Genomic DNA, 24389 nt, shown 5'->3' on the forward strand with positions numbered 1-24389 from the left:
AACCGTCCCCCGAGAGGATCCGCACCCTTGTCGGATTCCGGCGATCGCCATTCACCTCGACAACTCGGCGGCCCACTTCTTCGCCGGACCCCCAGGACTGCGGCCGTTGTCGTGAAAGTTTCGGTTTGATGGGTGACCGGGGGGGGCTCGGGCAGCCGGGCGCTCGGTGACCTCAGGTTGGGACGGGTTCCCAATGGCAACCAGCACGTGGCGGCCGAACCCCAGGAACCGATCCTGCAGATCGGAGTCCGCTTTGCCGTCCCCCGGACCCCCGCAGAACCGGTTTCGCCCGACGATCTACGCGGGGATGAGGACGGTAAGCCATTCCGCTTCACGCGGTCGGTACCCGTAACGGTCCCTCAGCCCCGAGACGATCGCCGGGACGTGGTCGGCTCCGTAGACGACGGCCACGCGGATCGACTCGTCGCTGCGTTCCGCGTGGATCTCGCCGAGCGCGTCGAGCAACCGCTGGTCGCGCCGACCCATCATCGCCTGCCCCACAGGATCGTCAGCCATCATCTCCGCCCGCAGCGTCGACGGAAGATCCTCGACTACCTGGTCCTCATCGAGGAAGGCGCGCGGACCACGCAGCGCGAACACCAGGCCCATCACGGGAGCCGCGACCATGAGCAACAGGTACATCCACCGCGGCAGCGCCTTCAGGTCCGCGATCGCCTCGGCGGCGGTCACGTCCGGGTTGATGACCGGCACGTCCTTGGGAAGCAGCAGCTCCTCACGCTGCTCCTGTAGTCCGTTACGCCGCCGGCGTGGGGCGAACCGATACGCGAGCGTGAGGGCACTTACCCCGACCGACTTCCCTCGAATTCCCTCCATGACTATGAGGTCGCATTCCCTGAGCCTGATGCGAACCTGAGAGTAGAACGTCGGCGAAGCCACGTGCACCATCGGGAAGATCACGAATTCGAGTGGCGTCCCTCTCCGCCTCATGGTGATCACAGCGGATCGAACGGCAAAGCCGGTCACCTCGATAATCTGCATGATTCTCCCCGCGAACCTCGCCCGGTTTCCCTTCCACCCGTATTCGGACACGAGCCCACCCAGAGCCACGGTTCCCTCCCGGCGCAAGCCGTGCCACCCGGCAATGGGCATCGAGTACAAGTTCCGCCAGCCTTCGCCGGCAGCAGCGGCTGGCTGCGGCATCCTGGGCGCCAGGTGAGGCCTTCGCGCTGAATAATCGGGACGTCTACGCGAATACGTCCGGTTTCCACAAGCCACTGGTGCATGACGGCGACCTGTACCAGCAGCCGTCCCCGGCGATGAGCTCGCCGCGAACCGTGCGGGTGTCCTGATGGATCAGCAGGCCGGCAGCATCCTGCAGCTACTGCCGGCCGCGGCGGGCACCGCACTTGATGCAGGTCGCTGCCGGCGGGGGCCTGGGCGAAATGCCGGCGAGACGCTGCAGGTACCGGCGGGCCGCTTCGCCCTCGACCGTGCGGAGGTGCCGCCCGCGCCTGCCATAGGAGCAGGGCGGCGTGCTCCTCGGCCACTACATCATCATGAGGAACAGCCACGCCGCCTACGCGGGGTATTCAACAGGGCGAACGGCCCGGTGCCGCCTATGCCCCGGAGATGCGGCGGCCGCCTCGGCGGTCGGAGCCGCGGCCGCCGCTGCCGGCACCGCCCGTGGCGCCGCCGGTCGCCGCGCGGCGGCCGGATGGACGGCCCGCCTTCCCGATGGCAGCGCCGGTCCCCGCACCGGCTCCGGCCGGGCGGTCGGCGCTGCGGCCGCCCGCGCCGGCGGCACCGCCCGCGGCCTTGCCGCCTGCCGCCCGGCGGGCAGAGCTGCGTCCGCCGGTTGCGGAGGTGCCACCCGTCGCTGCTGCTCCGGCTGCGGCCCGGCGGCCGGAGCTCCGCCCTCCCGTCGCGGGGGTCGTACCTGTTGCCGCCCCCGCTCCGCCGCCGTTGCGACGGCGGCCGCCGGACCGCTTGCCGGTCTCGGTGCCGGTCTTCCGGGCCGGGCGGGACGGGGACGTCGTCGGTGTCGCCGGCTGGCGGACCTCGATGGTGACGGGCACGCCGGAAGGCTCGCGGGCGCCGGTGATGGTGGCCAGTTCCACGTCGCTGGAGGTGATGCGGGCCGTCCGGGGGCGGATGCCCGCGTCCGACATGAGCCGGGTGACGTCGCGCTTCTGGTCGGGCAGGACCAGCGTGACCACACTGCCGGAGCCGCCGGCGCGGGCCGTGCGGCCACCCCGGTGGAGGTAGTCCTTGTGGTCGGTGGGGGGATCGACGTTCACGACGAGGTCGAGGTTGTCGATGTGTATGCCCCGGGCCGCGACGTTCGTCGCCACCAGCGCGGTGACCTGGCCGTTCTTGAACTGTTCCAGGGTGCGGTTGCGCTGCGGCTGGGAGCGGCCTCCGTGCAGTGCCGCCGCGCGGACCCCGACGGCCAGGAGCCGCTTGGTGAGCCGGTCGGCGGACCTCTTGGTGTCGAGGAAGAGGATGACCCGGCCGTCACGGGCGGCGATGCGCGCGGTGACGGCCTTCTTGTCGGTCTCGTCCAGGACGTGGAGCACGTGGTGCTCCATGGTGGTCACCGCTCCTGCGGACGGGTCCACGGAGTGCACCACGGGGTCGGTCAAGAACCGCTGCACCAGGCGGTCGATGTTGCTGTCCAGGGTGGCCGAGAAGAGCATGCGCTGTCCGTCGGGCCGCACCTGCTGGATCAGCTTGGTGATCTGCGGCAGGAAGCCCATGTCGGTCATCTGGTCGGCTTCGTCCAGCACCGTGATGCGCACGCTGTCGAGCACGCAGTCCCCGCGTTCCACGAGGTCGTTGAGCCTGCCGGGACTCGCCACGAGCACCTCGGCGCCCCGCCGGAGCGCAGCGGCCTGCTTGGTGATGGACAAACCGCCGACCACGGTGGTCAGCCGGAGGTTCACCGCCGTCGCGTAGGGGGTCAGCGCGTCCGCCACCTGCTGGGCGAGTTCACGGGTCGGAACCAGCACCAGGGCCAGGGGCGCCTTGGGCTCAGCGCGCAGTCCGGCCGTGCGGGCCAGGAGCGCAAGCCCGAACGCCAGGGTCTTGCCGGAGCCGGTACGTCCCCGTCCCAGCAGGTCACGGCCGGCAAGTGAGTTGGGCAGGGTGGCGGCCTGGATGGGGAAGGGCGTGGTCACGCCCTGCGCAGTGAGGGTCTTCAGCAGTCCCGCGGGCATGTCCAGATCGGCGAAGTCCGCGACGGCGGGAAGGGCGGGTGTCGTGCTTTCCGGCAGCCGGAACTCCCTTGGCGACGTCGCGGAGGGTGAGGGTGACGAGGCGCGCCGATTCGGCTTCTGGGGCCTGCGGGACATGCGGTTGCTTACCTTCCTGGAAACAGCACAACCGGGGCCTGCACCATGAAGGTGCGGACCCCGGTGAGCGGATATGCGCCGGGTGATCAGGCGGGGATGATGTTCTCCGCCTGCGGGCCCTTCTGGCCCTGCGTGACGTCGAAGGAGACCCGCTGGCCCTCCTGGAGCTCACGGAACCCCTGGGTCGCGATGTTCGAGTAGTGGGCGAAGACGTCGGGGCCGCCGCCGTCCTGCTGGATGAAGCCAAAACCCTTTTCGGCGTTGAACCACTTCACGGTTCCCTGTGCCATGACTTTCCTCTTCTGTAGGCAGAGGCCCCATCCGGAGGTGCCGGAAAACAAAATATGCGCCTGAAGGAGAAACATTCCCGTCAGGCGCACATAGGTTCATGGGTACCACAACTGCAACTCGGAAACCGTAGCACAGCCGGGCCGCCCGTGGTGGATCAACACGGCACGCGCCGGACTCCGCTCACAGCCTGGGCTGCCCAACTGCGCCTGATGACAGACGTGACCGTGGCTGCCGAGGCAGTGGAGGAAGCCAAGCGGACCGGGCTGGGGCCTGTCAGGCGGATCTTGTGGCCGCCGTGGTCTCGGGTCGTTGGCATGGCCACGGGGCGGGGGAGATCTGACGACGCAGAGTGGGTTCGGCTCAGACCACATCTGCCGAAACCCGTGCAGCGTGGCGGCCGTTGGGTCAGGCACCGCAGGCCCATCAACGGGATGTTGTACCGGCTGCGCACCGGAACGCCAGGGCGGGACCTTCCTGCGCGTTTCGGTCCGTGGAAGACCGTGTACGAGCGGGACGGACGCTGGTCGGCAGCCAACACGTGGGACAAGATCTTCGCGGCCGTCCTGGCCGACGCCGACGCTGAAGGCCGGATCGACTGGTCGATGGTGAGCTTCGACTCGACCACCTGCCGGGGCCCACCAGCACGCCTCCGCGGCCCGCAGGAGCGTTCCGCGAGCGTCGGGAAACGACGCGCACCCCGGCAGCACCGCCCCCACGAGGGACTCGGATGCTCGCGGGGCGGCCCGACCTACAAGATCCATGACGTCGGTGAAGGAGGCCCCGCCTACTGGCCCTGCTGGTCACCCCGGGCCAGTGCGGCGATGCCCCACAGCTCATCCCGATCATGGAACGCATCCGCGTCGGCCAGCCGGGCGGCAGACACCCGCGCACCCGGCCCGACCACCTCGGCGGCGATAAGGCGTACTCGTCCCTCCGCAACCGCCGCTACCTGCGACGACACCAGAACGAGCACACCATCCCCGAGCCGAAGAACCAGCGAGCCGGCCGGCAAATCCGCGGCAGTCAGGGCGGCCGACCGTCGGCGTCGACAAGACGATCTGCAAGGAACGAAAGCCTCGGTCCGACTCTCGCTCCGCTCGTGACCCGCGACTGGCTAGTCGTCCGAGCCCGCAGCCGGCGGCGGTACCTCGACGACGAAGAACAGGAAGCAGGTCTTGATCGAAAGGTTCTGGAAGTCGTCGGGGAACAGCTCGCGGGCGGCCGGGTCGGGCTGCGGCTCGCTGATGACGGAAACGCGGAAGCCGGCGGTGGTGAAGGCATCGATCATCGCGTGCAACGGCTTGCGCCAGAACCTCATCGGGAAGGACTGCCCGTTGAACGTCCAGTCGAAGGTATAGCTGGTGGTCGCGAAGTAGTCGGGCCGAGGATCCGTGATCGTGTAGGCCACGAAAGGGTGGTCCAGCGACGCGATCAGCCGACCACCGGGCCTGAGCACGCGCCGTATCTCGGCCAGCGTCGGCCCCCAGTCCTCCAGGTAGTGCAGCACCAGCGACGCGACCACGTCGTCGAACGCACCGTCGGCGAACGGCAAAGGGGCGCTCAGGTCGACCACGTGCAGGGCCGCGTCCTCGCCCAGCCGCCGCCTGGCCAGCGCCAGCATCCCGGCGCTGGCGTCGATGCCGGTGACGGCAGCACCGCGGTCGCGCAGTGCAGCGGACAGGGGGCCTGAACCGCAGCCGGCGTCCAGGATCCGACGGCCGGCCACGTCTCCGGCGAGAGCCAGCATCGCGGGCCGCTCGTAGTACGCGTTCAGGAGGTTGTTCTCGTTCTCCGCCGAGTACGCCTCGGCGAAAGTGTCGTAGTCATTGACCTGGGCACCATCTGCAGACGGGGCGAGACTCTCGGGCACGTCGGTTACGCGTTCCATCGTCGCAGCCTAGTAGTCACATGATCCGCCGGACAGAACCCAGGTGTGACTCGGGCCGGACGGCACTCCCCCACCGGCCCCACTGGGAAGTTGGGCTCGTCGACCACCCGGCGCGGCGGTCGCTGCGAGCACACACGGTGCCCGCGAGTCCGAACGCCAGGAGTGTCCCGGGCAGAGCGGACACCTCGTCACGCAAGGTGACGTGCACCGCCAGCGGGGTCGACCGACAGGGTGGTAAATGCGCCCCACCACACCGCGCACCACGGGAACAAGGCGGGACGGCTGATAACTTCGCTGGCTACCGGAGGCCCCCGGGACGCCTGGCTCCCAGGCAGGGCCACCCCTACCCGCGGAGGCTGCGATGACAGACGGAAAGGATGAACCGGACAGGGCAACCACTCCCCCGTTCAGACGAAGGAGCCTCCTGGCATCGGCCGCCCTGGCCGCCGCCGCACCCGTCTCCGCATCCGAACCCGCCAAAGCCACAGGACAAACAAGCAGCCCACCCACCGCCCCAGGTCACGGATCCGTGGCACGCCTGCTCGCCGTCCCCCAGCACACCCGCGGCACCCACTGGCTCAAAACCGCACTCCAGATCGCCGTGGAACTCGAACTGGCCACCATCCCCCCGTACCTGTGCGGCTGGTGGTCCATCAAAGACCGCGCCTGCGAGACCGCACGACTCATCCGACGCATCGTCGGCGACGAGATGTACCACCTCGGCCTGGTCTGCAACCTCCTGGTCGCCCTAGGCGGCCGACCCCACATCAAAAAAGCCGCACCCACCTACCCCGGACCCCTGCCCGGCGGAGTACGCACCGGAGTCAACGTCTACCTCTCCGGCCTCACCAAACCCTTCGTACACGACGTCATGATGGCCATCGAAGCCCCCGAAACACCCCTCACCCGCACCGCGGACACCTCACCCAGCGTCGGCGCCTTCTACACCGACCTCCTCAAAACATTCCACACCACAGCCCCCAAACTCTCCACCCGGGGACAACTGTCCGCACACATCGGCTCCGACGTCCTCAAACCGATCGCCACCCTCAACGACGTCGAACGCTCCATCGAAATCATCAAAGAACAAGGCGAAGGCACCGACGGCTCCCCAGACGACGCCTTCGACCACAACCACCCCGCCCACTACTACGCCTTCGCCGAGATCTACCACGGCCAACAACTACGCAACACCCGAGGCAGCTGGCAATTCACCGGCACCCCCGTCCCCTTCCCCACCACACGCCCCATGGCCACCGTCCCCGCCGGCGGATGGCACCACCCCCCCAAACCAGTCCACCAACTCCTCACCCAATTCGACACCACCTACACCACCGTCCTCGACACCCTCGACATGGCCTGGACCGACGGCACCCCCCACACCCTCGACACAGCCATCCGCGCCATGCACCGCCTACAAACCCCCGCCGTAGAACTCATGGAAACCCCCATCCCCCACACCCACCACACCTACGGCCCCCAATTCCACACCACCTGAGAACTCATAACAGAATGGAACGAAGATGGGGTCAGCCGGGCGGCGGTCACTCGACGCCGTTGCCACCCCTCTCTGCCAAAGTAGACCGAGTCAGGCAGACTGCATGATTCATTGAGTCGAGGGCGGAGAAGGAGTAGTGCCCAGGTGGCCAGCACCAACGACCACGGGACCCCTGATCCGCAGGTAGCAGCCCGTTCCGCCGGCCCGCGCCGGTACACAGCGGAGTACAAGGCGAGGATCCTCGCGGAGTACGAGACGCTGGACAAGAAGGGCAAGGGTACTCTGCTGCGGCGAGAAGGCCTGTACTCGTCGCTGATCACGACGTGGCGGCAGCAGCGGGACAAGGGTGCCCTGGACGCGCTCGCCGCCCCGGCCGGGAGGCCGAAGGCGGACCCGAGGGACAAGGAGATCGAGAAGCTCAAGGCGGAGAAGGCCCGGCTGGAGGCCGATCTGGCCAAGGCCCGCACCGTCATCGAGGTGCAGGGAAAACTCTCCGCGCTGCTCGACCAGTTCGCCACGGACAGCGCCCCGACCCGGCACGGCGAGAAGAACCAGTGAGCGAAGCCCAGGTCGCGGCCGTGGTGTTCGACACCGCCCGCGACCAGGCCCTCGAAGAGCTCACTTTGCTGGTCGGACGGGTCCAGGCGTGCGCGGCGCTCGGCGTGAGCCGGGCCACTTACTACCGCCACCACCGCCAGAGCCCCGCGCCCCAGCGGCCGCGGCGCGAACGGCGGCGGCATCCCCGGGCGCTCTCGCCCGAGGAGGAGATACGGGTCCTCGACGTGCTGCACTCCCCGGAGTTCGCCGACATGGCCCCCGCCGAGATCTACGCCGTCCTCCTCGACCGTGGCGTCTACCTGTGTTCGGAATCGACGATGTACCGGCTCCTGCGCCGGCGCGGCGAGGTCCGTGAACGCCGCCGCCAGGCCGTCCACCCGCCCCGGACAGTCCCCGAGTTGGTCGCCGAGGCTCCGAACCGCGTCTGGTCGTGGGACATCACGAAGCTGAAGGGGCCGGTGACGGGCGTCTACTACTGCCTCTACACAATCATCGACATCTTCAGCCGCTACACCGTGGGCTGGATGATCGCCGCCCACGAGAACAAGGATCTCGCGGAGCGTTTCCTGTCCGAGACGATCGCCAAGTACGGTATCGGACCAGGTCAGTTGACGATCCACTCCGACCGCTGGTCCCCGATGGTCGCGCAGAACGTTGCCCAGATGATGGCGGGTCTCGGCGTCACCAAGTCGCACTCCCGGCCAAAGACGTCCAACGACAACCCCTACAGCGAGAGCCGGTACAAGACCCTGAAATACCGGCACGACTTCCCCGACCGATTCGGCTCCCTCGAGGACGCCCGCGCGTGGTGCACCCGCTTCTTCACCTGGTACAACCAGGAGCACCGGCACTCCGGGATCGGCCTGCACACCCCCTACGACGTGCACTTCGGCCTCGCCGAACAACTCCGTGAGATGCGAGCCAACGTCCTGGAGACGGTCTACGCGAAGCACCCCGAACGCTTCGTCCGCAAACCCCCCGAGCCTCCAAAGCTCCCCGCAGCGGCCTGGATCAACAAGCCGACACCAGCAGGCCCACTGATACCGGCGCAACATTAGAACGACATGCCTGCCTTGATCGCTTTGACAGGTTCCGAAAGGCGCAAGACCTCGGCAGCGGGTGGCAAGCGGAAAAGCGGCTGGGGCCGTACAGCGGAGGCAGGCATCGAGTTCTCGCGTCGGTCACCGCGGCCACCGCTGCAGCAGGGGCTTCGCGGTCCGGCAGACGGCCGGCGAGGACGCCGTATGCCAACGGTGTGCCCTGGCTGCACGAAGGGTCGTCGCTGTGGGACCGCGGGGTGCTGGACTGCGGGTGGAAGGTACAGCGGATCAGCGCTCCGCTTCATGGGCCGGGAAGGGGGCAAATAGGTGGATTGCGGGTCTTACTAGGCGGTCATACCGTGGGTTTATGGCTATCGCAACCACGAGTCCCGTGACAGGTGAGGTTCTCAGGAGTTTCGACGAGCTGACTCCTGAGGAACTGGAGGACAAGCTCGCCCGGGCGGCGGCCGCTGCCGCCTCGTACCGGCTGACGAGCGTCGAGGAGCGGGCGGGATGGCTGCAGCATGCGGCCGAACGCCTGGAGAAGGAGATCGAGAGCGTCAGCCGGATGATCACCACGGAGATGGGCAAGACCTTCCGTGCGGCGGAGGAGGAAGTGGTCAAGTGCGTGCGCGGGCTGCGTTTCTACGCCATCGAGGGCCCCGCGTACCTGCGGGACCTGGACGCTGACGCCGCACGCGTGGGCGCGAAGCAGACGTTTGTGACGTATCAGCCGATCGGTGTGGTGCTCGCGGTGATGCCCTGGAACCTACCGTTGTGGCAGGCGATGCGGTTCGCCGCGCCCGCCCTGACGGCGGGAAACGTGGGTCTGCTCAAGCACGCCTCGAACGTGCCGCAGTGCGCCTTGTACCTGGAAGAGCTCTTCCGTGACGCGGGCTTCCCCGATGACGTGTTCCAGACCCTGCTGATCTCCGCGGGAAGGGTGGAGCAGGTGCTGCGCGACCCGCGGGTGGCGGCCGCGACCCTGACGGGCAGTGAACCGGCAGGGCGGTCGGTGGCCACCATCGCCGGCAGTGAGGTCAAGAAGGTGGTCCTCGAACTCGGCGGTTCGGACCCGTTCATCGTCATGCCCTCCACGAATCTGGAGCGGGCCACCGATGTCGCGGTCAAGGCGCGGTGCCTGAACAACGGGCAGTCGTGCATCAACGGCAAGCGGTTCTTCGTGCACCGGGACATCGCTGACGCGTTCATCGAGATGTTCGTGGCGAAGATGGACGCACTGGTGGTGGGCGACCCGATGGAAGCGGGCACCGACGTCGGTCCGCTGGCCACCGAGTCCGGCCGGCGCGACGTGGAGTCCTACGTCGACGACGCCATCGCCAAGGGTGCGACGGTGCTGCTGGGCGGCGAACGCCCGGCCGGGCCCGGCTGGTTCTACCCGCCCACCGTGCTGACCGGCATCACGCCGGAGATGCGGATGTACCACGAGGAGGTCTTCGGCCCCGTGGCGCAGGTGTGGACGGTCTCCTCCCTGGAGGAGGCCCTGCAGGAGGCCAACGGCCATCCCTACGGCCTCGGTTCGAACCTGTGGAGCGAGGATGAGGCCGAACGCGAACTGTTCGTCCGCGATGTGCAGTCGGGCATGGCCTTCATCAACGGCAACACGACCAGCTACCCCGAGATCCCCTTCGGTGGCGTCAAACGCAGCGGCTACGGACGCGAGTTGTCCGACCTCGGCATGCGGGAGTTCATGAACGCCAAGACCGTCTGGATCGGCCAGGACGCCTGAACCTCGCTACCGGGCGGCAGTCGACACCACTGGGCATGCGCGCCGGCCGTCGCGGCGCGCTGCCCGCCGAGCGCATGGAGGCGCGACGATGAGCGAAGCGAACCGGACGCCGTCGTCTGGGCAGAAAAGGCCCGTGGTCGCGGTGCTCGGCACCGGCACCATGGGAGAGGCGATGGCACGCAACATCGCGGCGGCGGGACTGGGACTCCGCGCCTGGAACCGCAACCGCGCCCGCGCCGAACCACTGGCCGACGTCGGTGCCACGGTATGCGACACACCGGCCGAGGCCTGTCGCGGCGCAGACGTCGTACTCACCGCCCTCGCGAACGAGAAGGTGGTCGCCGACGTGATGGACCAGGCCCGCGACGGCCTCGACAGTCACACGGTGTGGGTGCAGACGTGCACGGTCTCCCCGGACGGGGGTCGCCGTCTCGCGGAACAGGCGAACCGCCTGAACGTCGCGTACGTCGAAGCCCCCATCCTCGGCACCAAGGAACCGGCCGTGTCCGGCACCCTGACCATCCCGGCCGCCTCCCCCCAGCGGGAGGCACGGGAACAGGTGCGACCGGTCCTGGAGGCGGTGGCATCACGCATCATGTGGCTCGACGAGGTAGGCCAGCCGAGCAGCCTCAAACTCGCCTACAACGCGTGGGTCCTGACCACTGTGGAGGGGATCGCGGAGTCCCTCACCCTCGCCGACACCCTGGGGTTGGACCCTCATCTGGTCATCGACGTCATCGACGGCAGCGGCCTCAACAGCACCTACGTACAGAGCAAGGGCCCGATGATGATCGACAACGACCTCGACACACCCTCCTTCCCCCTCGAAGCGGCGGACAAGGACGCCGGCCTGATCACCGACACCGCCCGTGCCGCCGGCCTGCACCTGGGCATCGCGGAAGTCGTACGCGAACGCCTCGACCGCGCGGCCGACGACGGACTCGGCCGCGCGGACGTCGCCGCGACCTACCTTGTATCTCGCCACGCCGCATCCTGACCGGGCCGTCCCTTCGAGAGAGGCGAGGGAGGAACGATGACCCGTGCCGGCATCACCGCCGCGCGCTCGAGCACGGCGCTACTGGCGGAGATCATCTCCCAGATGGACGACGATCAATGGGAGCTGCCGTCCGCGTGCGAAGGCTGGCGCGTCATCGACGTGGTGGCCCACCTCGCTGCCCTCGCCTCCGAGGCGGTGGACCCACCGCCGCCCGACCCCTCACTGCCGAAGAACCGCGAGCGCTACCACGACCTGCGCGTCGACGAACGCCGTGGCTGGAGCCATGCCCAAGTCCTCGACGAGTGGCGGCGCAGCACCCCACGGCAACTGGACCTCCTGGAAGCCGCCCAGGAACCGCCCGGGGCAGGCGAGCCCGTCGACGTGCCCGGGCTCGGGACGTATCCGCGGCACCTCCTGGCGAACACCATGGCGTTCAACGTCTTCTGCCACCTGCGCAACGACATGCTCGCCCCGGACGGCCCGCTCCCGTTCACCTTGCCGGAACCGGCTGACGCCCTGGTCTCCCCCGCTGTCGACTTCATGCTCGCCGGCCTCCCCCAGATGCAGGGGCCCGAACTCACCGCCACCGTCGACCGACCCCTCGTCCTCGACCTGACCGGGCCGGGCGCCACCACCGTCACCATCCTCCCCGCGACCGAGCCGGACGGGCAGCTGACCGTGGCACCCGGTGCGGACGCCACCACCCAGGTCCACAGCACGGCACTCGACTTCATCGCATGGGCCACCACCCGCAAACCCTGGCGCGACCACTGCCGCATCACGGGGGACGCATCCACCGCGACGCCGTTCCTCGACTGCCTCAACATCATTTAGCAGAGGCCGCGTCATGGTCGAGGAAGACCAGGTGATCCAGGGTGAGCCAGCATTGAGTTCCGCTCCCTGGCCTCTGTGCGCCCGTCGCTATGGGCTGGTCGGACAACCATGTGACCGGCGCGTCTTTCGACCACAAAGGCCGACCGGGCGAGATCGACACTCCAACGCTGGTCACCATGGGCACGCACGACCTCATCCGCCCGGCTCGCCGAGCCAAAAGGTTGATTGCAGAACTCCCCGACAAGCGCAAGCGCCGCCGGCCACAAGCACCTTGCTCACCAGCTACTGCTGAACTTGATTGAGCGATGTCGGGAGCGGCCCCCCGACATGAGTCGCCCGTCTCGCGGACTTAGCTTGATCTTTAACCTGCACGGTTCTTGTGTTCCGCGATGCTGAGATCGCGTTTCACGGTTTTACCGACGTCGTGGTTGGGTGCCCGGCGGCGGTTCTTCGAGCCGGTCGGGCGTCCGGGGCCGGGCCGGGAAGGTTTGGGTGCGGCCGCCGGACGGGCCGTCTTCGCTCGGAGGTTCCGAAACCCCCGCCGCACCCGCGCGGGCGTGAGCCGCCCCGGCTCGGCGGGCTTCTCCCAGGGGCGGCGAAGATCCTCGGCGAGTGGGCGGGCGAGCCGGAGCTGCGTGTGGGCGATGATGACCAGCCAGGTCCAGCGGTCCGCCGTATCGGGCTCACGGACCTTCGGACGGGTCCAGCCGAGCGTCTGCTTGATCATCCTGAAGGTGTGTTCAAGATCGAACCTTCGCAGGAAGGCCTGCCAGAACACATCGACCAGTCCAGCGCTCGCACCGGTGACCGACGACCACAGCCAGACCGGCTTGGGGTCACGGTCACCGGGCAGGTACTCGACCCTGAGGCGGATCAACGTGCCATGCAGAACGGGGAGTTCGCCCTCGTGGTCCAGCCAGGGCCCGCGGTGGGTGAGCCGGGGATGCATCCGGTCCCATGCCATCGCCTCGGCTTTCCCATAGCGGGTGGTGTCGGTGACGGTCGCCACCTCCGGCTCGTGCCAGGTGTCGGACTTGGCCAGGGTGAAGGTTCCGCCGTGCTTGCGGGGCCGGCCCCCCTTGGGGCTGTAACGGTGCGGTGGTGCGGGTCGAAGCAGCACCCGGTCGGAGCGGAGACGGCCCACCAGCTCGACCGGCAGGTCCGTGAGGACGAAAGCGAGGCGGGTGACGTCGTAGCCGGCGTCCATCACAATCAGGATGTCCGGGTCACCGTCGCTCCAGTGCCCTGCAGCGATGATCCGGTCGACAACTTCGCGGAGCTGGGCGGCGGTCACCGCAGTGGCGTCGTCGGCCGGGCCCAGCCGCACCGCGTCCAGCAGCGCGGTCCAGGATGTGCGTCCGGTCTCCAAGGCAGCGACGAAAGAGTAGGGCCAGCCCGGGATGAACTGCGAGTTGCTCTTGGCCCGCCCGTAGACATGACAGAACAGCCGCTCCGCGCTGGTCGGCGCATCGGGCCGCAGCCACGGCGAGACATCGACCGCCAGCACGATCCTCCCATCGGCCGCCCTGGGTAGCGGCAGGGACGCCAACGACCGGCGCAGACGTTCCACCTGGAGGCGCCCGCAGTTCAGCGCGTCGTACATCGCGCCGTGTCCCCGCTGGTGCTCCGCCACCAGCGTCAGGTCGACCAGCGAGGTGACCGGGCCGTCGGCACACAGAACCGCATCCGTCAGCTCGAACAGTGCATCCGCTCGCCGGGACAGGCAGGCATGGAAGTCCTCACGGAAGCAGGACAACACGGACAGCGACTCGACGCGGGCGGCGTCATCCAGAACACTCATCACAGCGGCCGTTTCTTGGTGCTTCGTTGCTCGACACTCCGAAGCCTCAAGGACGGCCGCGCTCTCTGTCCGGCGAATCAAGAACCCCGACAAGAAACGATCTTGCCGAGGTTAAAGATCAAGCTTAGAGGGTGTCTCTCGTGGCAAGTTCGCGAGCTTCTTGTAGCAGGTCAGGGCGGCGGCCATGGCCAGACCTCGGCTCTGCCAGTCGTTGCGGACCACGTACGGGATCTTGAGACCATGAGCAGCCCATGGCAGGCTCATGCCGCATGATCGATGAATTCGCGAAAGACAACCTGCACGAGAGACTGCGGCGGGACCGCAAGGCGCTGCTCTGGAAACTCGACGGCTTGTCCGAATACGACGCCCGCCGACCATTGACAGCGACCGGGACCAACCTCCTCGGCCTGGTCAAACACGTGGCCACCGTCGAGGCCAGGTACTTCGGTGAGGTCTTCGACCGCCCTTCCCCGGAACCGCTGCCCCGGTGGCAGGACTCCAACGGCAGCGATCTGTGGGCGACCGAGGACGAGACCCGCGATCAGATCATCGGGTTCTACCGGCGCACGTGGGAACACTCGGACGCGACGATCAACGAGCTTCCCCTCGACGCCCCCGGCCACGTGCCGTGGTGGCCGGAGCCTTATGCCGACACCAACCTGTTGGCCATCATGGTCCATGTCCTCGGCGAGTCCATCCGGCATGCCGGGCACGCCGATATCCTGCGCGAGGGCCTCGACGGCCGGACCGGGTTGCGCGCCGAACTCCAGAAGCAGATCGACGAGGAAGCCCGTGCAGCCTATTGCGCGAAGATCGAGCAGGCCGCCAGGTCGGCCGCACCAATCAAGACTTAGAGGCAATGCTGAAGTTCCCCCCTGATCTTGGACAGCGGATGCTTACGCTGCGGGGGTGAAGTCGTGCTGCAGCCTGGCTCGGGTTTCGAGTGGGGTGAGGTACCCGAACTCGGGGTGTTTGCGGAGCCTGGTGCGGTTGTATTCGACTTCGATGAAGCGGAAGACGTCGGCGCGAGCCGCCTCGCGGCTCTCCCAGACGGTCGTGCCGATCTCCGCTTTGAGCAAACCGAAAAAGCTCTCGGCTGCGGCGTTATCGTAGCATATGCCGGTTCTCCCCATACTCTGCCTCAGGTTCAACTTCCTTATTTTCCGGCAGAATTCGCTACTCGTGTACTCGCTGCCGCGGTCGGTGTGCATGATGCAGCCGGGCTGCAACTGGCCGCGCCCGGCGGCCATCTCCAGCGCGTCGGTAACCAGTTCGGCGCGGTGGTGATCGGCCATCGCGTACCCGATCACCTCGCGTGTCGCCAGGTCGATGACCGTCGCCAGGTACCACCAGCCCTCGATCGTCGCCAGATACGTAATGTCCCCGACGAGCTTCGTGCCGGGTTCGGCGGCGGTGACGTCGCGGCCGACCAGGTCCGGGGCCGGGGCGGCCTTGGTGTCCTGCTTCGTCAGGTACCGGCGCTTGCGGCGGGTCACGCCTCGGATATCGCGCTCCCGCATGATCCGTTCAACCTTCTTCCGGTTGATCGCATGGCCCTTGCGCCGCAGCGCGGCGTGCACGCGCGGGGCGCCGTAGGCACCACGCGACTTCCCGTGGATCTCCCGTATCTCCTCAGCGAGTTCGTCCTCGGCGCGCTGCCGCTCGGCGACGGCCGGCCGACTTGCCAGCCAGAAGTAGTACGTGGCGCGCGAGACCTTCAGTACACGGCACAGCAGCGCAACGCTGTAGCCATCGGGGTTGCCCTCGGTGGCCTTCTCCGCATCGATGAAGAGGCACACCTCGCCTACTTCACGATCTCCTTCGCGAAGAAGGCCGCTGCTGAGATATGAATCCACGTCACGCCGACGTGCCCGGAACCACGGTCACCCTCATGCCCAGGTCCTCCAGCTGGGAGATCAGCCGTTGGGCTCGGCGCTCGGGCGAGTACCGGCGGGCGATCCAGTCCGATCCCAGCTCCCGGTAGGGCACCCGGTCGTGGACGATGTGCCAGTAGGCGACGATGATGTCGTGCCGGGTCGCGCCGATGGCCTTGAACCGTCCCGCACGGCCCTTGATCTGGGCATGGTGGGCGGCCAGGTAGGTACCGCGGGTGCGGGCGGCTCCCCAGGCGGCCTCGGTCAGTGCCTGTTTGAGCCAGCGCGAGCCGGGACGGGTATGCCCTGGGCGGCGCTTGCCGCCGGAGGCGTTGTTGCCGGGGCAGATACCTGCCCAGGAGGCGAGGTGGGCCGACGTGGGGAAGACCTCCATGTCCAGTCCGATCTCGGCGATCAGGACCTGGACGTTCTTCGGCCCAACGCCGGGGATGGAGCGGATCAGTTCCACCAGATCGGCGTGCGGAGCAAGGCGCCGTCCGATCTCGGCATCCAGCGTCGCCGATGCTTCCTCCAGCGAGTCGATGTGGTCCAGCAGCCGCGCTGCCAGCACACCGTGGTGCTCGGGGCGGAAACGGTTGCCCAGGGCCTCGACCAGACGGTCTTGCTTGGAGCGCAGTCGCCCCTTGGCCAGCGCCGCCAGCGCCTTCGGGTCACCCTCACCACGGATCAGCGCGTCCACGATGGCCCGGGCAGACTTCGAATACGCCTGCGAGGCCACCGAGGTCAGCTTGATCCCAGCGTCCTGCATCACCTTCTCCAGGCGCTGGATCATCCGGGTCCGCTCCTGGGTGACCGCGCTGCGCGAGCGGGTCAGATCCCGCAGATCCCGCATCTCCGGCGGCGGCACGAACGAAGGCCGTACCAGTCCGTGCTCCAACAATTGGGCGATCCACGCGGAGTCGGCCACGTCGGTCTTACGGCCCGGCACGTTGTGCATGTGATGGGCATTCAACAACCAGCACGCAAGCCGATCCTCCAGCGCGGCGAACACAGGCTTCCAATAGATCCCGGTGGCCTCCATGCCCGCCAGCTCGATATGTTCGGCGACCAGCCAGTTGCCGAGCTCACCCAGACCGCGCACGGTGGTCTGGTAAGTCCGCGTCTCATGATGCCGACTGCCCCGGCGCCTGCCGGGAACCCGGATCGTGGCGACCGCGGTATCGCGGTGCACGTCCAAGCCGGCGACCCGGTCCACGATAACGTCCATCCTCGCCTCCCCGATGATCGGCCGCGGACGGTGCCGCCCGAAGGGGCCTACCAGTCGAAGAGTCTGAGATTCGCGCTCGTGGCAGCAGTCAACGATCCCTCAGGCCCCAGCGTCATACTTTTTACGCGGACTCGAAGTACCACACGGCACCGACGTCAACCGGGCGTCACCATCCGCAGGATGACCCTGGCGAGCCGATGGCGAACAGTAGCGTTGGGCTGGCGTCCTGCAGGCGCGGTCCAGCCGGATTCTCATCCCGCCACGGTGGCGCCGCACAGCGGCGGCATGACTACTTTTACCAGGATCTCGTTCGCCTTCTTCAGCTCGGCGGCCTCACGACGCAACCGCCGCAGCTCGTCCCGCTCATCACTGGTCAGCGCGCCAGCGGGCCCCTCGCCGCGGTCGACCTTCGCCTGCTTGACCCAGCCGCGCAGCCCCTCGGCACTCACGCCGAGCTCCCGGGCGACCTCGGTCACGTTCCGACCGGAGGAGCGAACCAGCTCCACCGCGTCCTGCTTGAACTCGGGCGTGTACCGCTTGCTCATGTTGCTCTTGCCACTCAACCTGGACTGCTTCCTCTGGGACCCAACCGTCCCAGTATCAGGCTGTCCAGCTCAGCGGGGGAACTTCAATGCCGTTGCATTACGGGCCTGCGGGTTGGGGTCTTGTGATGAGGATGGCTTGTGTGCCGGTGCGGGTCGGTTGCGGCCAGACGTGGTATTCAGGTCGCTTGAGCCGATAATTGGACATCTTGCGTTTCACGACGCGGGGCTGGCTGCGGAGACGTCTGACAGGCAGGAGCCTTTCCAGGAGGTCCTGCTCGAGCATCACCAAGGCCCTGACCAGGAGGTCAGGGGAAAAGCTGCCCGGCGTGACGGTCACGCTGCGGCGGGCGGAGCGCAGGGTTTCGGTGAAGGAGACCCGATCCGGGTCCAGGCCACGGGTGGCAGCCGTTCTCAGCATGAGCTCGCGCAGGGCGTGGTGAACCAGCAGATGCGCCCAGACCTGCTGGCGGACACCATCGGGGGTTTTGCTGCTGAGGACGACGCGGGCACCGCGCTGATGGGTTTTGATCTCGGCGAAGACGGACTCGACCTCCCAGCGCTCGCGGTAGAGCGCGGCCAGCTGCCGGGCCGGATAGCGCCGGGCGTCCAGCAGAGTGGTGACCAGGCGATAGCCGTCAGCTGCACCCTCACTGACCCGGCCCTTGAGCTGGTAGGCCAGGACACGGACCACGACCGGTTCATCGCGGGCAGGGCCGTTGCCCGCCCGGATCTGTGAGAGCCATGACCCGTCACGGAACCGCTTGGCGACCGGCAGGACGCGGTTGGCGGGCACCCGCCACAGCAGATCAGCGCCAGTGGCGGTGAATGCCCGCCACAACGGGACACCGAGGAATTCACGGTCGGCCAAGACGAGCTGGCCCGGGCCGAGCGAACGCGGCAGGCGGCCGACCAGGGTGACTTCACCGGTGCGGCAGCCGGCAAGTTCCGCGTCCAGCACCGCATGGCTGCCCACCTCCACCAATGCAGCCATCCGCACCTGCGGAAACGCGCTCCGGCCGGACCCGCGGCCGCTGCCCGGACGTCCGAAGGCGGCCTCGTTGGCTTCGGTGCCCGTGACGTCCCAGCAGGTCCCGTCCACAGCCAGCAGCCGCAAGCCCCGCCAGAACGCGCCGGGCGTCGCCTCGGTGGCCATCGGCTGGGCCGTCGCGGCGAACAGCACACGCAAGGGTTCAGAGCCCAGCCGCTGCCGGGCCCGAAACAACGAGGACTTCGCCGGCACGTGCCAGCTGCCCAGCAGCCCCTGGCCTCGCAGACCTTCTACCAGGTGCCGCATCACTTCCAGATACGGAGCCGGAGAGAACAGCGCCAGCCCCAGCACGAAGTACACCACCAGCCGCGCGGGAAGCAGCCGCTTGCGTTGTTCTGCGCACCCGCAAGCGGCCACCACCCGATCCACCAACCCCGGTGGATACACCCAAGTCAACAGCCCAAGGCCCGATAACTCAGACACATTTGTAGACACCCGAACCACCCCCGGGACCACCACCGAGCAGCCTACGCGCCCATCTAAAGCAACGGCATTGGGCTTAGAGGTTGTCTGACGTGACTTGATGTTCGTGCGGCATGATGCCGGTCGTGGGTGCTGATCTATCGAAGCGTCTGGTTCCTGATGAACTCTGGGAGCTGGCCGCCCCGTTGCTGCCGTCGTTCGCTGCTCGTCCGCAAGGTGGTGGGACCGCTCCGTGTGACGAGCGGGCCGTGTTCACGGCAGTGGTGTACGCGCTGACCAGCGGCTGTGCCTGGCGGCATCTGCCGCCGACGTTCGGCACGTCGCCCGCCACCGCGCATCGCCGCTTCACGGTATGGACCGAGGCCGGCCTGTGGCGTCGGCTGCACCGGGCGGTGCTGGACGAACTCGGGGCCCGGGGCGAGGTGGACTGGACCTCGGCGATCGTCGACGCGGCCTCCGTTCGCGCCAAAAGGGGGGATCGCTGACCGGGCCGAACCCGGTCGATCGCGGCAAGAAGGTCAGCAAGCTGCACGTGCTGTCCGATGCCCAGGGGGCATCCCGCTCGCCGTCGCCGTGTCCGGCGCGAACATGCACGACAGCCTCGCCCTCAAGCCGCTCATCCGCGGCATACCCGCCGTCCGGTCCCGCCGGGGACCACGGCGGCGCCGACCCGTCAAACTCCGCGCGGACAAGGCGTACTTCTCCGCCGAACACCTGGCGTGGCTGCGCGAGCGCGGGCTCGTCGCGCGCATCGCGCGGCCCGGCATCGAGTCCGGCGAACGCCTCGGTCGGCACCGCTGGAAGATCGAACGGTCGATCGCTTGGCTCTTCGGCTACCGCCGCCTCACCGTCCGATACGAACGAAAGGGCTCGCACTTCCTCGCCTTCCTCGGCCTGGCCGCCGCCCTGACCTGCTACAAGAAGCTCGCGAAACTTGCCGCTGTAGGGTCTCGCCGCCGATGACATGTCGATCTTCTGTGACCTGCTGGTTCTCTGTTGTCTCACCGCGATGTCACCCAAGATCAGTCTCAGATCGATGCCATTTCCTCGGCGGAACGCTGAGTCTGCGGCTGAGCCACCGAGCACGAGGACTACATGCGAGCTCATATCGCGCACCGATGAGTTTCCCGCGCCGCACCGGTCTGTACGCGTGAGACCGACTCACGGAAGGCTGGCGCCATGCGGAAACTGATCTACGGCATGAACCTGACCCTGGACGGCTACATCGCCGCGCCCGGCGACGACATTGGCTGGAGCGTGCCGAGCGACGAGCTGTTCCAGTTTTGGTCCGACCAGTTGCAGGCGACCGACCTGTCGCTGTACGGGTGCAAGCTGTGGCAGACGATGAGCTCCTACTGGCCGACCGCCGACCAGCAGCCCAACGCCACCCCGGCGGAGATCGAGTTCGCGCGCCGCTGGCGGGACATGTCGAAGGTGGTGTTCTCCTCGACGATCGACAAGGTCGACTGGAACACCCGCCTGGTCACCGGCGACGCGGTCGCCGAGATCACCCGGCTCAAGGCCGAGGACGGCGGCCCGATGGCCATCGGCGGCGCGACGCTCGCCGGGGCGGCCATGCGGGCCGGGCTGATTGACGAGTACGTGCTGGCCACCGCGCCGGTCCTGGTGGGCGGCGGCACGCCGTTCTTCACCGCGCTGGACAGCTGGGTGAAGCTGAACCTGGTGGAGACGCGGACGCTTCCCTGCGGCGTGATCCTGACCAGGTACGAGACGAGGCGCTGAGCGCCCGTCACGCGACTCGACCGCCTGCCGGGTCCACGCGAACGTGAGCGGTCGACCGGCGAAGGTCCGGTGTGGGCCCCCCTTTGAGGGCTCTGACATGGGAGCCGTCGACCGCCGCGTCATCCATGTCCAGCAGGCCCGCTGCCCGCAGCTCCGCCAGAAGGACCTCGTGCAGACGGGGCCACACGCCAGCCTGCGTCCAGTCCCGAAGGCGCGCCAGGACGTCACCTCACTGCAGCCGATCTTCTCCGTGGGGACGTCTGCCCAGCTCACGCCCGTACACAGGACGTAAACAATGCCCCGCAAGGCGGCGCGGTCATCCGTCGACACCCGGCCTGGATACCGTCGACGCCGTGGCGGGCAGGGAGGGAGCAACGGGGCAAAACGTTCCCACAGGTCATCAGGCACAAGATCATCCGCCACTCGATGAACTCTGCCCCCATCAAGCCCAACCGCCAAGCCCGACACGTCAACTCATTCTGAAATGATCAGTTAGTCGCCCTTACTGTGCATCTGCTGCCAGGAAGCCTCCTCATCCCCCAACCCTGTGGTGTGGAACCGGGCATTGAGGTCTGCCAGCTGTTCCGGGGTGGGATCAGGGCCCAGCTTGCCCATTTCGAGGAAGAGTTCCTCGTTGCCGGCCGGCGACGAGACGAACAGCGCCCGGCCGCCAGTGGGAGTCGTGAAAGTGTGCTGGCTTCCCTTGGGCACCACGACCACGGTGCCAGGTCCTCCGGAAAAGGTCGCGTCGCCGACGCGGAAATCGTAGTGCCCTTCCAGCACATAGATGATCTTCATGAAGGCGTGGTGGGCATGCGGCGGGTTCTCGGTGATGACGTCATGAGTGAAGACGAACACCCCCAGGGCGCCATCGACGTCCTTACCGCTCACCATCACCTCGAGCCAGTGATTGCCGCCGGGCTCCACGCGCACGCCCTCGCCCGGCGCCACCGCCCAACCGTCAGATCCCCAGTTGCTCACAACATCTCCTCATTGCTGGCCCGCGGCCTACAGTCGGCGGGACTCGTTTGGGATCCGATGACGCCACGGACGAAGCCATGGGCTGTTCGTACGGACGCACTTCGGACGCGACTGTCCAGCACCACCCGTGCATTTCATTCACGTGGAACAAGATCTTTCGGGCGGGCCTGGCAAATACTAACTACTTCCCCCGCAGTCACAACATGTGAGAATTCCTGGCTCACCCTGGGCTTGCTAGGAGACAGCAGCCGACCGGGATCCAGCCGAAATAGAATTCGACACTCCATGCGTGAGGGGTCGCTTCCAGACCCAGTTCGGCCGCTGATACGCGATCTCAAACCCGTATCTCAGCATGTTCCGGTACGAAGGGTTCGGACGCTCAGGAGTCGACGGTCCGGTCTCGACGAACAGCCATTCGCATCCCGCTTCGCGGGCGGCCAGGGCTCGCGCGCGGACGAGCGCTCCCTGGGCCCCGAGGTTACGCGCCTGCGGCAGGGTCGCTCCGGCGAAGAGTGTGGCCACAGGGCCGTGAATCCGGAGGTTGCCGCCGGCGACATAGTTACCGTCGCCGTCGCGGACACCGAAGGGCCGCCAGGCGGGATGCCCCACGGTGCCTATGGAGCCGGGCAGGAAACAGTTCTCCTTCATTCCCATACCGCTGACGACGGTGTGCGCCCAATTCGCGGCGTGCTCCGGTCGCACGGCTTCCACGGACAGGCCTTCCGCCAGTTCAGCGGATCGGCCCGCAGCGATGACGGTTTCGACCGGAGCGGCGAACTTGATCACTCCCGCGGTGCGCTGCAGCCCGAATTCCCGGGCGATCTGCTCCCAGTGGGTCGGCATCACGGAGGGCGCGAACTGGAGCACGGCCACGCGGGACTGGTGAGTCGTGTAGAAGTCGAGCACGTCCGAGACGAGGCTCGTGGTCACCGGCGCCTCGAATCCAAAGCCGAGCGCCTTGTTCCAGTACTCGTCGGGATCGTTGCCGACCGACATGCAGACGCCTCCGCGGAGGCGGACCGACGCCATGCTCAATGCGGTGCGTTCCTCGCCGACCACAAGACTTTGGAACTCGCTCATCTCCTCGGCCTCCGCCTGTTCGAGGAGAGGAACGATGTCTGCCGGCATGACCATGGAATCCGCCTTTTGTGTGGTGCTCATTGATTGTCCGGCTCGTCCGCGGCTCCGGAGCCCTCACGAACCGCGCCGCGGCACGAGGGATCGCCCGGAGGGGAAGCCGCCGGCGAACCAGTCAGTGCGCCCGTACCCATGACGTCGCTTGGAACGGAAACGCCGGAAGGACCGAACAACCAAGCCGATATTGCGCCGAGCGGTTCTCCGGGTAAGAGCGCACCGGCAAGGGTCGACCCGCCGGGCAACCCGTCAAGCGCGGCTGAGTGGCCGCATGGGCCGGGGACCGACGGGGTGTCAGTGCAGACGGCCGTGTGCGAGCCAGACACCGACTTCGTGCCTGCGCCCCTTCTGGAACAGAGGCGGTATGTCCCTGCCGTGTCCTGCGATCTCCTGAGCGAGTGTGATCACATCAGGATCCCAACCGCGTTCTTCCAGCCATCGATTCGGCGGGAGGGCCGGCCCGTCCTGGAAGAAGCTCACGATGCGGCCGATCACGGCTGCTTCAACATCGTTGACAGTGGACACATCGTCCTGGCGAGGGACGCTGTCAAAATACTCGAGTGCCACACGGCTGCCGGGAGCACTCAAGTGCGTCACCGCGTCGAGCAGGCGATCACAAACCTCGGGCGCGAGGTACATGAGCAGCCCCTCGATCAGCCACATCGTGGGCTGCAGAGGGTCAAAGCCGGCTCGAGTCAGCTTCTCAACCCAAGGGCCGCGCAGATCTGCATGGACCGGTCGACGCCCCCCGCCGGGTTTCAGACCAGCGCTCTCGAACACCGATTCTTTGAATCGCAGCACGGGTTCGGTATCTATCTCGTACACCATGGTGCCGGCGGGCAGAGCGAGTCGGGCGGCTCGCGAGTCCAGCCCAGCCGCCAGGAGGACTACCTGCCGCGTTCCCCCACTGACGGCGTCAAGGATGCGGTCGTCGAAGTAGCGCGTGCGGACACCCAAGTAGGTCGCCAGCATGTACCACGCCTCTGTGAGCTCGCCGCTGTTGTCTTCGGGCCCTGTGGGCAACGTGCCGTCAGGATCCGTGTGGACGGCGTTGCGCACGAGGTCCACCAGTGCGGTGGCCAACGGATCGTCGAAGAGGCGGTCATTCCTCTGGCTCTCGACGGCGCGCATATGAGCCGTCAGCAAGCCTGTCCAGCCGATGTCCGAGGGAAGAGCGTTCCCTACTTGCTTTCGAGGGTCCTGCCCCGCTGCGCCTTGCTGCACTGAGTCCCACTCTTGTCCATTGAAAAACCTGATGCCACGTGCAGCACTTCGACCGTGCCGACGCCCGGAACAACAGCCCTGATCGTCACTCGTACAACGCCCGGTTGGATAGAAGATCAGTGCCTAAGATCGCTTCGCACAACGTCGCCGTGGTTCTGGAATCCGCATGCCCGTAGTCAGCTACGTCGGTTTATCGTCGCCACGGTCCGCGTGGTTCTGCG

18 protein-coding genes and 5 pseudogenes are annotated in these 24389 nt (G+C 67.3%); 10 read left to right on the forward strand and 13 right to left on the reverse strand.

Annotated elements, in window-relative coordinates; translation table 11 throughout:
- Positions 1 to 297: 297 nt before the first annotated feature.
- The 3 genes from ACQEXA_RS03845 to ACQEXA_RS03855 form a co-directional block, all read right to left on the reverse strand.
- Positions 298 to 1050, reverse strand: coding sequence for a hypothetical protein (locus tag ACQEXA_RS03845; RefSeq protein ID WP_432937256.1), 753 nt, complete (start codon positions 1048 to 1050; stop codon positions 298 to 300).
- Positions 1051 to 1577: 527 nt separating this feature from the next.
- Positions 1578 to 3311, reverse strand: a complete 1734-nt coding sequence (locus ACQEXA_RS03850) for a DEAD/DEAH box helicase (RefSeq protein ID WP_433128683.1) — start codon at positions 3309 to 3311, stop codon at positions 1578 to 1580.
- A gap of 86 nt (positions 3312 to 3397) precedes the next feature.
- Positions 3398 to 3601 (reverse strand): cold-shock protein, encoded by a 204-nt coding sequence (locus ACQEXA_RS03855; protein WP_071365560.1) that lies wholly within the window; start codon positions 3599 to 3601, stop codon positions 3398 to 3400.
- A gap of 315 nt (positions 3602 to 3916) precedes the next feature.
- Here ACQEXA_RS03855 and ACQEXA_RS03860 point away from each other — a divergent pair.
- A pseudogene (locus ACQEXA_RS03860) lies at positions 3917 to 4673 on the forward strand (IS5 family transposase); the annotation flags it as partial.
- 43 nt (positions 4674 to 4716) lie between these two features.
- Here ACQEXA_RS03860 and ACQEXA_RS03865 read toward each other — a convergent pair.
- On the reverse strand, positions 4717 to 5490 hold the full coding sequence (locus ACQEXA_RS03865; RefSeq protein WP_432937252.1) for a class I SAM-dependent methyltransferase: 774 nt from the start codon (positions 5488 to 5490) through the stop codon (positions 4717 to 4719).
- 529 nt (positions 5491 to 6019) lie between these two features.
- On the opposite strand from ACQEXA_RS03865, the gene ACQEXA_RS03870 reads away from it, so the two are divergent.
- The 5 genes and pseudogenes from ACQEXA_RS03870 to ACQEXA_RS03890 all read left to right on the forward strand — a co-directional run bounded on the left by ACQEXA_RS03870 (position 6020) and on the right by ACQEXA_RS03890 (position 12167).
- A complete protein-coding gene (locus ACQEXA_RS03870) occupies positions 6020 to 6988 on the forward strand; it encodes a ferritin-like domain-containing protein (protein ID WP_432937249.1) in 969 nt (322 codons plus the stop codon).
- A 144-nt stretch (positions 6989 to 7132) separates the two neighbouring features.
- Positions 7133 to 8604 (forward strand): annotated as a pseudogene (locus ACQEXA_RS03875) (IS3 family transposase).
- 349 nt (positions 8605 to 8953) lie between these two features.
- Positions 8954 to 10336: an NADP-dependent succinic semialdehyde dehydrogenase gene (locus ACQEXA_RS03880; protein WP_433128685.1), complete on the forward strand. Its 1383-nt coding sequence runs from the start codon at positions 8954 to 8956 to the stop codon at positions 10334 to 10336.
- Between the two features lie 67 nt (positions 10337 to 10403).
- A pseudogene (locus ACQEXA_RS03885) lies at positions 10404 to 11333 on the forward strand (NAD(P)-dependent oxidoreductase); the annotation flags it as partial.
- 36 nt (positions 11334 to 11369) lie between these two features.
- The gene (locus ACQEXA_RS03890) at positions 11370 to 12167 is read left to right on the forward strand and encodes a maleylpyruvate isomerase family mycothiol-dependent enzyme (RefSeq protein ID WP_433128687.1); all 798 of its coding nucleotides are present in this window, start codon (positions 11370 to 11372) and stop codon (positions 12165 to 12167) included.
- 361 nt (positions 12168 to 12528) lie between these two features.
- On the opposite strand, the gene ACQEXA_RS03895 is transcribed toward ACQEXA_RS03890, so the two are convergent.
- On the reverse strand, positions 12529 to 13968 hold the full coding sequence (locus tag ACQEXA_RS03895; protein WP_432920289.1) for an NF041680 family putative transposase: 1440 nt from the start codon (positions 13966 to 13968) through the stop codon (positions 12529 to 12531).
- A 269-nt stretch (positions 13969 to 14237) separates the two neighbouring features.
- Here ACQEXA_RS03895 and ACQEXA_RS03900 point away from each other — a divergent pair, with 269 nt between their 5' ends.
- Positions 14238 to 14822: a DinB family protein gene (locus ACQEXA_RS03900; RefSeq protein WP_432937236.1), complete on the forward strand. Its 585-nt coding sequence runs from the start codon at positions 14238 to 14240 to the stop codon at positions 14820 to 14822.
- A gap of 42 nt (positions 14823 to 14864) precedes the next feature.
- On the opposite strand, the gene ACQEXA_RS03905 is transcribed toward ACQEXA_RS03900, so the two are convergent.
- The 4 genes from ACQEXA_RS03905 to ACQEXA_RS03920 all read right to left on the reverse strand — a co-directional run bounded on the left by ACQEXA_RS03905 (position 14865) and on the right by ACQEXA_RS03920 (position 19119).
- Positions 14865 to 15767, reverse strand: coding sequence for an IS3 family transposase (locus tag ACQEXA_RS03905; RefSeq protein ID WP_432929105.1), 903 nt, complete (start codon positions 15765 to 15767; stop codon positions 14865 to 14867).
- Positions 15768 to 15825: 58 nt separating this feature from the next.
- Complete coding sequence (locus ACQEXA_RS03910; protein WP_433128689.1) at positions 15826 to 17070, reverse strand: IS110 family transposase; 1245 nt, start codon at positions 17068 to 17070, stop codon at positions 15826 to 15828.
- Positions 17071 to 17321: 251 nt separating this feature from the next.
- The gene (locus ACQEXA_RS03915; protein WP_432929109.1) at positions 17322 to 17633 is read right to left on the reverse strand and encodes a transposase; all 312 of its coding nucleotides are present in this window, start codon (positions 17631 to 17633) and stop codon (positions 17322 to 17324) included.
- Between the two features lie 79 nt (positions 17634 to 17712).
- Positions 17713 to 19119: an IS4 family transposase gene (locus ACQEXA_RS03920; RefSeq protein WP_433128691.1), complete on the reverse strand. Its 1407-nt coding sequence runs from the start codon at positions 19117 to 19119 to the stop codon at positions 17713 to 17715.
- Positions 19120 to 19211: 92 nt separating this feature from the next.
- On the opposite strand from ACQEXA_RS03920, the pseudogene ACQEXA_RS03925 reads away from it, so the two are divergent.
- The 3 genes and pseudogenes from ACQEXA_RS03925 (at position 19212) to ACQEXA_RS03935 (ending at position 21121) form a co-directional block, all read left to right on the forward strand.
- Positions 19212 to 20049: pseudogene (locus ACQEXA_RS03925) on the forward strand (IS5 family transposase).
- A 216-nt stretch (positions 20050 to 20265) separates the two neighbouring features.
- The gene (locus ACQEXA_RS03930) at positions 20266 to 20829 is read left to right on the forward strand and encodes a dihydrofolate reductase family protein (RefSeq protein WP_432937230.1); all 564 of its coding nucleotides are present in this window, start codon (positions 20266 to 20268) and stop codon (positions 20827 to 20829) included.
- A 97-nt stretch (positions 20830 to 20926) separates the two neighbouring features.
- Positions 20927 to 21121, forward strand: a complete 195-nt coding sequence (locus ACQEXA_RS03935; protein ID WP_432937228.1) for a hypothetical protein — start codon at positions 20927 to 20929, stop codon at positions 21119 to 21121.
- Here the strand turns inward: ACQEXA_RS03935 and ACQEXA_RS03940 are convergent.
- From ACQEXA_RS03940 to ACQEXA_RS03955, 4 genes and pseudogenes are all read right to left on the reverse strand, one after another.
- Positions 21097 to 21297: pseudogene (locus ACQEXA_RS03940) on the reverse strand (transposase); the annotation flags it as partial. The gene ACQEXA_RS03935 and the pseudogene ACQEXA_RS03940 overlap by 25 nt on opposite strands.
- A 24-nt stretch (positions 21298 to 21321) precedes the next feature.
- A complete protein-coding gene (locus tag ACQEXA_RS03945; RefSeq protein ID WP_433128693.1) occupies positions 21322 to 21810 on the reverse strand; it encodes a cupin domain-containing protein in 489 nt (162 codons plus the stop codon).
- Between the two features lie 234 nt (positions 21811 to 22044).
- Entirely contained in the window at positions 22045 to 22971 is a 927-nt protein-coding gene (locus ACQEXA_RS03950) for a GNAT family N-acetyltransferase (protein ID WP_433128695.1), read from the reverse strand.
- Between the two features lie 267 nt (positions 22972 to 23238).
- Positions 23239 to 24168, reverse strand: coding sequence for an SAM-dependent methyltransferase (locus ACQEXA_RS03955; RefSeq protein ID WP_433128697.1), 930 nt, complete (start codon positions 24166 to 24168; stop codon positions 23239 to 23241).
- Positions 24169 to 24389 lie beyond the last annotated feature (221 nt).

Source organism: Streptomyces sp. CA-106110 (assembly GCF_050936285.1).
GTDB lineage: Bacteria > Actinomycetota > Actinomycetes > Streptomycetales > Streptomycetaceae > Streptomyces.

Excerpts from the sequence above, each read along its gene's own strand:
- ACQEXA_RS03850 (WP_433128683.1), bottom strand. The coding sequence starts at position 3,311 with ATGTCCCGCAGGCCCCAGAAGCCGAATCGGCGCGCCTCGTCACCCTCA.
- ACQEXA_RS03855 (WP_071365560.1), bottom strand. The coding sequence starts at position 3,601 with ATGGCACAGGGAACCGTGAAGTGGTTCAACGCCGAAAAGGGTTTTGGC.
- ACQEXA_RS03865 (WP_432937252.1), bottom strand. The coding sequence starts at position 5,490 with ATGGAACGCGTAACCGACGTGCCCGAGAGTCTCGCCCCGTCTGCAGAT.
- ACQEXA_RS03880 (WP_433128685.1), top strand. The coding sequence starts at position 8,954 with ATGGCTATCGCAACCACGAGTCCCGTGACAGGTGAGGTTCTCAGGAGT.
- ACQEXA_RS03890 (WP_433128687.1), top strand. The coding sequence starts at position 11,370 with ATGACCCGTGCCGGCATCACCGCCGCGCGCTCGAGCACGGCGCTACTG.
- ACQEXA_RS03895 (WP_432920289.1), bottom strand. The coding sequence starts at position 13,968 with ATGAGTGTTCTGGATGACGCCGCCCGCGTCGAGTCGCTGTCCGTGTTG.
- ACQEXA_RS03900 (WP_432937236.1), top strand. The coding sequence starts at position 14,238 with ATGATCGATGAATTCGCGAAAGACAACCTGCACGAGAGACTGCGGCGG.
- ACQEXA_RS03910 (WP_433128689.1), bottom strand. The coding sequence starts at position 17,070 with ATGGACGTTATCGTGGACCGGGTCGCCGGCTTGGACGTGCACCGCGAT.
- ACQEXA_RS03930 (WP_432937230.1), top strand. The coding sequence starts at position 20,266 with ATGCGGAAACTGATCTACGGCATGAACCTGACCCTGGACGGCTACATC.
- ACQEXA_RS03935 (WP_432937228.1), top strand. The coding sequence starts at position 20,927 with ATGGGAGCCGTCGACCGCCGCGTCATCCATGTCCAGCAGGCCCGCTGC.
- ACQEXA_RS03950 (WP_433128695.1), bottom strand. The coding sequence starts at position 22,971 with ATGAGCACCACACAAAAGGCGGATTCCATGGTCATGCCGGCAGACATC.